This is a genomic window from Pseudomonas sp. PS02302 (assembly GCF_029959585.1).
Classification (GTDB): domain Bacteria; phylum Pseudomonadota; class Gammaproteobacteria; order Pseudomonadales; family Pseudomonadaceae; genus Chryseomonas; species Chryseomonas aestiva.
The window spans coordinates 1-6699 of sequence record NZ_JASCON010000132.1; the positions used below are offsets into that span (position 1 = coordinate 1).

Consider the following 6699-nt stretch of genomic DNA (forward strand, 5'->3'; position numbering starts at 1 on the left):
GTTGGGCTTCGCGGTGCTCAACCCAACCTACCAGCCCCCGTAGGTTGGGTTGAGGCGGCTTCACCGTCGAAGCCCAACGGCTCCCGGCGCCATCAACCCAATGGATGCAACTGCCCGGCCTCGGCGGTACCGAAATAGAGGCCATGCTGACCCTGCGCCTGCTCGTGCAGACGGCGCTCCAGGATCTGCTGGATCGAGGGGTAGGCCAGTTCGGCCCAGGGCAGCTCGTCCGGTGCGAAGAAACGGCGCTCCAGGGTCTCGACGCCGGCGTCGTCGGCGATCTCGATCAATTCGGCGCGAAAGATCAGATATACCTGGTTGACCGTCGTGGCGTTGAAGATGGAATAGGGTGCCAATATTCGCGCCCGCACCCCGCTTTCTTCCCAGGTTTCGCGCAAGGCCGCCTGCTCGCCGCTCTCGCTGTTCTCCATGAAGCCCGCGGGCAGGGTCCAGTAGCCAAACCGCGGCTCGATGGCCCGGCGACAGAGCAGATAGCGGCCCTGATGCTCCACCAGGCACCCGGCGATCACCCGCGGATTGTCATAGAGCACATGGCCGCAGGCGCTGCACAGCAACCGTTCATGGCTATCGCCCGCGGGCTGGCCACGACGCAATTCGGCGCTGCCGCACTGGCAGCAGAAACGTGGGGAAGGGCTCATGCTGACCTCGACCTGGTCACTGCTCTGATTATTCTGGTCTTACGGTATACCAGAACGTCTCGGCGGCCTAGTCGGAACGTCGGGCGTCCGCGTGGGGGCGGTGTCCCAGCTCGGTGGCAATCCGCGCGGCGGTCTTGGCCAGCAGGGCGCCGACCCATTCCCGCGTCGCGGCCGCATCCATCACGGCATCGGGGCCGGAGACGTTGAACGCCGCCACCAGTTGGTCGCGATGATCGCGGATGCCGGTGGCGATGGCGGTGGAGTAGTCGGAGCGGTGCAGGACCCAACCCTGACGGCGGTCTTGCTCGACCAGGCGCAACAGCTCCGGCAGGGTACGGGGCGCGGGCGGTGGCTGGTCGTCGAGCCGCTCGTACTGGTAGAGGGCGCTCAGGGCCTCGGCGTCGAGGCCGCTGAGCAGCACTCGGCCCAGGGCGGTACGGGTGCAGGGTAGCCGGGTGCCCACCGGGACGTTCACCGTCAGCCGCTGGCTGGCCATGGCGCGGTAGAGATAGACCACCTCGGTACGATCGCGGACGCCCAGATGGCAGGACAGCGAGGTGACGTCGCGCAGCCGTTCCAGGTGGGGCTGCGCGATATCCACCAGGTCGCGGCTGGCCAGGTAGGCGAAGCCCTGGCTGACCACCTTGATGCCCAGGCCGTATCCGGTCCTGGACTGACGCTCCAGATAGCCCAGCTCGGTGAGGGTCATGACGATGCGGTAGACCGACGAGGTCGAGCCGCCGAGACCCTCGGCGATCTCCTGCAGGGTCAGCAGGCGTCGCTTCGCGTCGAACAGTTCCAGGAACCTCAGGCCACGCAGCAGGGCAGGCACCCGATAGTCGCCGTCCGCCTCGACCGCCGTCGCTTCGACAACGGTCATGGGATGTCCGCCTTGAGCAGCACCGCGACCCCCAGCGCACCGCCGTCGAACTCTTCCAGCGCATCGAGCAGCACGTGCCAGAGGTAGTGGGCGCTGGCGCGGTCGCAGAGCAGGTGGACATGCGGCAGAGTACCGTCGCCGGCATTGAGCAGGATGGCATTGAGTCTGGCTACCGAGGTCTGCACCACCTGGCCGACCGCGAAGGGCTTGCCCAGGTCCACGCCACACAGCTTGGCGAACAGCGCGGGCAGCTGGGACCCGGTGAGGATCAGCCAGGAGTGGGAGTCCTGGCGCGGCAGCGGGTAGCAGCCGGGGCCGAGTTCGGCGGCAGTCGCTTCCAGGGCGGCGACCCGGGCCCCGCCGTCGCCCAGGGCGCCGAGCAGCAGGTATTCGCTCGGCGACAGCCGCAGCAGCCATTCCCCGGTCGCCTGGCGCAGCGCCTGGTTGGGCCGCTCCGGGAGGACATAGCCCTGGGCCCGCAGCTGGTCGCCGGCGGTCGGGCCGCGCAGGCCGAAGCGCGGCAGATTGCTCAGGTCGGCCAGGCCACCGCGGCGGAGCAGCGCCGCTTCGTCGCCTGCACTCAGACGCTCGGCAAAGATCCGTCCCTGATGCTGCAGTACGGGTGTATCGCGCTGCAATTCGACCAGCGGGCTGCGTTCGTCGAACTCCATGGGATTCAGCGTCATGCTCCCACCTCCTGGCGTTGGGCTTGGGGATCGTAGAAGGGCAGGCGTGTCACCGTGGCCTGGACGATCTCGCCTCCTTCGACGCGGATCGGCAGGGACATGCCGGGCTCGGCCTGATCGGGGGCGGCATAGGCCAGGCCGAGGATGCAGCCCAGGGTGGGGGAGAATTCGCAGGAAGTGACGTTGCCCGCGATGTCGTCGCCGCGCAGTACCAGGTGGCCTTCCAGCGGCTGGCTGGCGGTTGCCGGCAGGGTGAAGCCCACCAGCTTGCGCCGTAGCGGCTGGCTTTCGAGGATCTCGATGGACTTCTGGCCGACGAAGAAGGGCTTCTGGCGACCGATGGCCCAGCCCATGTCGATTTCGGCGGGGTGGGTCATGCCGTCGGTGTCCTGGCCGATGATCACATGGCCCTTCTCCAGCCGCAGCAGGCGCTGGGCCTCGACGCCGAAGGGGCGGATGCCGAAGCGGGCCCCTGCTGCCATCAGGGCATCCCAGAGGCACTCGCCGAAGCGCGCGGGCACATGGATTTCATAGCCCAGTTCGCCGACGAAACCGACCCGCAACAGCCGCGCGGGAATCCCGGCGACCCGGCCCTCGCGCACGGCGAGGTAGGGGAAGGCCTCGGGCGTCAGGTCCAGTTCGGGGCACAGCTCGCGCAGTACCTCCCGGGAGCGCGGACCGGCCAGGTTCACGGCGGCAAAGGCGGCGCTGACGTTGGCGATGTCCACGTCCAGCCGCCACTGGGCGTTCCATTTGAGCAGGCTGCGGTAGACGCGATCGACGCCGCTGGTGGTCGCCGAGACGTAGAAGTGCTGCTCGCCCAGGCGCGCGGCCACGCCGTCGTCGATCACCACGCCGTCTTCGGCGGTCATCAGGGCGTAGCGGGTACGCCCCACCGGTAGCTTGCGAAAGCCAAAGGTGTAGACCCGTTCCAGCAACTCGGCGGCATCGGGGCCGCGCACCTCGAGGCCGCCCAGGGTGGAGACGTCGATCAGGCCCACGCCCTCGCGGACCTGGCGGACCTCGGCCTGGATGCAACGCTGGCGTTCGCTGGCCGGGCCGTAGAAGGCCGGCCGTTGCCAGACACCCGCCGGCATCAGGCTGGCCCCCAGTTCCAGGTGGCGCCTGTGCATGGCCGTGCGCCGATAGGGATCGAAGGCACGCCCGGCGACGTGGGCGAGCTTTTCCGCGGTGAAGGGCGGCCGGGCGGTGGTCACCCCGGTATCGCTGACGCTGCGTGCGGTGGCGGCAGCCACCAGGCGCGCGGTGGGCAGCGCCGAATGGCGACCCTGGGAGGGGCCCATGCCGACGGTGGAGAAGCGCTTGACCAACTGGACGTCGCGATAGCCGTGGCGGGTCGCATTGATGATGTCGGCGATCTGCAGATCCTCGTCGAAGTCGACGAACTCCTTGCCCTGGGGGTGGGCGAACATTGGCCAGGGAAAGTTGACCTGATGGTCGTCGGCCTGGGTCTGCTCGATGGCGAGCGGGGCGAGATCCAGTTCGGCCAGGGCGCGGGCCGCGGCGGCGCGACCGTCAGCCAGCACCCGCTCCAGCGCATGGCGGCCATTGACCGAGCCGGCCAGGTGCAGGCCCCGCGGCAGGTTGCCGAGGCTGAAGGCGGCCTGGTCGTCGACGTAGCCCAGGGTGCCGCCGGCCTGGCAGGCCAGCTGGTAGACCGGCATGTAGCCGGCGGACATGCACAGCAGGTCGCAATCCAGGGTCAGGCCCACGCGGCCGACCTGGCCCTGGCCGACGATGGGACGGACATCGACCCGCGCCAGCTGGCGGCCAGCGGCGTCGGCGTGGGCCTCGTACACCGTATGGCCCAGGTGTACGGGAATGCCGCGTGCGCTTACCGCATGCTGCAACTGGGCATCCCGCGGCGCCGCGCGCAGATCGAGCAGCGCGGCGACGGTGACCCCCTGCTCCTGCAGGTCGAGGGCCGCCAGATAGCCGTCGTCGTTGCCGGCCAGGACCACGGCGCGCCGGCCCGGTCGCACACCATAGAGCCGCATCAGGCGCTGGGCGGCACTGGTCAGCAGGATGCCGGGCAGGTCGTTGTTGCGGAAGATCACCGGCTGGTCGAAGGCGCCACTGGCGAGGACGGTCTGCCGCGCCCTGACCTTGAACATCCGGTTGCCCTGGATGACCGGCAGATAGTGATCGGCGAACCAGCCGTTGCACACGGCGGACTCCAGCACCCGGATGCGTGGCTCGGCGCGCACCGCGGCCACCAGCTCCTCGCGCAGCCCTTCGCCCCGACCCGCCTCCAGGCCGAAGCGGCTCCAGGCCAGGGCGCCGCCAAGCAGCGGCTGCTGTTCGACGAGCAGCACCTCGGCGCCCCCTTGGGCGGCGGCCAGCGCTGCGCTGAGGCCAGCGGGACCGGCGCCGATCACCGCCACGTCGCAGAACAGATAGGCCTTGTCGTGGTAGGTGGGGACGAAGGTCAGGTCGAGCACGCCGAGGCCGGCCTTCTTGCGGATCAGCGGCTCCCAGCGTTTCCACATGCCCCTGGGCTTGTAGAAGGCCCGGTAGTAGAAACCCACCGGCATGAACCTGGAGAAGGTGCCGAGCAGGGCGTTGCGGTCGCGCTCAAGGCTGCCGCTGACGTTCTGCGCCGTGGCGCTCAAACCTTCGCGCAGCGGCAGTTCATCCGCCAGCACATTGGGTTCGTCCGGCAACTGCACCAGGGTGTTGGCGTCCTGGCCAGCCAGGGTCAGGGGCCCGCGGGGTCGGTGGTACTTGAAGGAACGCGACAGCAGCCAGCGACCCTCGCCGAGCAGGGCGCTGGCCAGGGTATCGCCGGCATAGCCCTGACAGGTCTGGCCTTCGAAACTGAAGGCGAGCGGACGGTTGCGATCGATCAGCAGCCCCATGGGGGCCGGCAGGCGGGTCATGGGCGCACCTCCGCAACGGTGAAGTCGACACGCCGGGTGAACAGCTCGCGGGGATCGAAGGTGCGCAGCACCTCGTCGGTGCCGGTGTGGCGTTCGGCCAGGAACCAGTAGCTGGAGGCATTGTGCAGCCACCATTCGGTGACCACGCCGCGGCGATTCTCGCAGTTGAACACGTAGTCGGCCCATTCGGCGGTGCTGCAGGCGCGGGGATCGGGCATGGCCTTGAGTTCGCCGCCGTAGGTGAATTCGCTGATGTTGCGCGGCCCGTTGAGCGGGCAGGTAAGAATCTTCATGACTGCTCCTTTAGGTTCTGTACGAAAACTGCCTGCGCATCGGTGATGCGTCGTTGGAAAACGCTTCGGAATGCTCATTTACCGCTCGTAAACTCCGCTTCCTCAGCGTTTTCCGCCTCGCCTGACCTTCGCTCGGCGACTTTTCGTACAGAACTAATGACTGGCCGCGGTGGCGCCCATCTCGTTGACCTGCTGAAAGCGGCTGAACCGGTCGAGACCGAAGGGGGCGATGAGCTCGGGCACCCGCCCGCCGCTGGCCACCAGTTCGGCCATGGTCTTGCCGCAGATGGGCGTGGCTTTGAAGCCCCAGGTGCCCCAGCCGGCGTCCAGGTAGTAGCCATCGATGGGTGAAAGCCCCATCAGCGGGCTGTAGTCCGGGGTCATGTCGGTCATCCCGGCCCATTGGCGCATCAGCTTGGCGTTGGCCATGAAGGGAAACATCTCGATGGCGTGGGCCAGCAGGCTTTCCTTGAGCTCCAGGGTCGAGCGGGTGTGGTACAGCGGATAGGGGTCCGAGCCGCCGCCAAAGACGATCTCGCCGCGGCTGGTCTGCTGCACGTAGCAGTGCAGGGCGCTGGAACTCACCAGGGGGTCGAGGAAGGGCTTGAATGGCTGGGTGACCATGGCCTGCAAGGGATAGGTGTGCAGCGGCGCGCGGATGCCCAGCTTGTTCATCAGCAGCGAACTGGTACCGGCCACCGCCTGTACCGCGCAGCCGCAGCGCACGGTGCCGCGGTTGGTCTTGAGGGCGGTGATTCTATTGTTCTCCACCACGAAGTCCTGCACCTCGGTCAACTGGTGGATCTCCACGCCGCGCTTGGCCGCCTGCTTGGCGTAGCCCCAGGCCACGGCGTCGTGACGGGCGGTGCCGCCATCGATGTGCCACAGCCCGGCCAGCACCGGCAGGTGACCGGGATCGAGGTTGAGGCAGGGCACCAGTTCGCGGATCTGCTGGCGGTCGATCAGTTCGGTGCGTCCGCCGAAGTGCTTGTTGACCTCGGCGCGCTGGCGGAAGGCGCGCACCGTAGCGTCGGTGTGCGCCAGGGTCAGCTGGCCGCGCTCGGAATACATGATGTTGAAGTCGAATTCGTTGGACAGCTCCTTGAACAGCCGCACCGACTCGCTATAGAACTTCACCCCCTCGCTGGTGAGGTAGTTGGAGCGGATCACCGCGGTGTTGCGCGCGGTATTGCCGCCGCCCAGGTAGGCCTTCTCCAGCACCGCGACATTGGTGATGCCGTGGTACTTGGCCAGGTAGTAGGCGGTGGCCAGACCGTGGCC

6 protein-coding genes are annotated in these 6699 nt (G+C 68.0%); all 6 read right to left on the reverse strand.

From position 1 onward, the window contains the following. Positions 1-92: 92 nt before the first annotated feature. On the reverse strand, positions 93-659 hold the full coding sequence (locus QMX82_RS25035; protein ID WP_282288594.1) for an NUDIX hydrolase: 567 nt from the start codon (positions 657-659) through the stop codon (positions 93-95). Between the two features lie 67 nt (positions 660-726). Next, the gene (locus tag QMX82_RS25040; RefSeq protein ID WP_282288598.1) at positions 727-1539 is read right to left on the reverse strand and encodes an IclR family transcriptional regulator; all 813 of its coding nucleotides are present in this window, start codon (positions 1537-1539) and stop codon (positions 727-729) included. Then, the gene (locus QMX82_RS25045) at positions 1536-2225 is read right to left on the reverse strand and encodes a sarcosine oxidase (RefSeq protein WP_282288600.1); all 690 of its coding nucleotides are present in this window, start codon (positions 2223-2225) and stop codon (positions 1536-1538) included. Before QMX82_RS25045 ends, QMX82_RS25040 begins: the two co-directional genes overlap by 4 nt. Further along, a complete protein-coding gene (locus tag QMX82_RS25050; protein WP_282288602.1) occupies positions 2222-5125 on the reverse strand; it encodes a 2Fe-2S iron-sulfur cluster-binding protein in 2904 nt (967 codons plus the stop codon). Before QMX82_RS25050 ends, QMX82_RS25045 begins: the two co-directional genes overlap by 4 nt. Next, on the reverse strand, positions 5122-5418 hold the full coding sequence (locus tag QMX82_RS25055; protein WP_282288604.1) for a sarcosine oxidase subunit delta: 297 nt from the start codon (positions 5416-5418) through the stop codon (positions 5122-5124). Before QMX82_RS25055 ends, QMX82_RS25050 begins: the two co-directional genes overlap by 4 nt. 153 nt (positions 5419-5571) lie before the next feature. After that, a partial coding sequence (locus QMX82_RS25060; protein WP_282288606.1) for an FAD-dependent oxidoreductase occupies positions 5572-6699 on the reverse strand: 1128 nt, incomplete at its 5' end.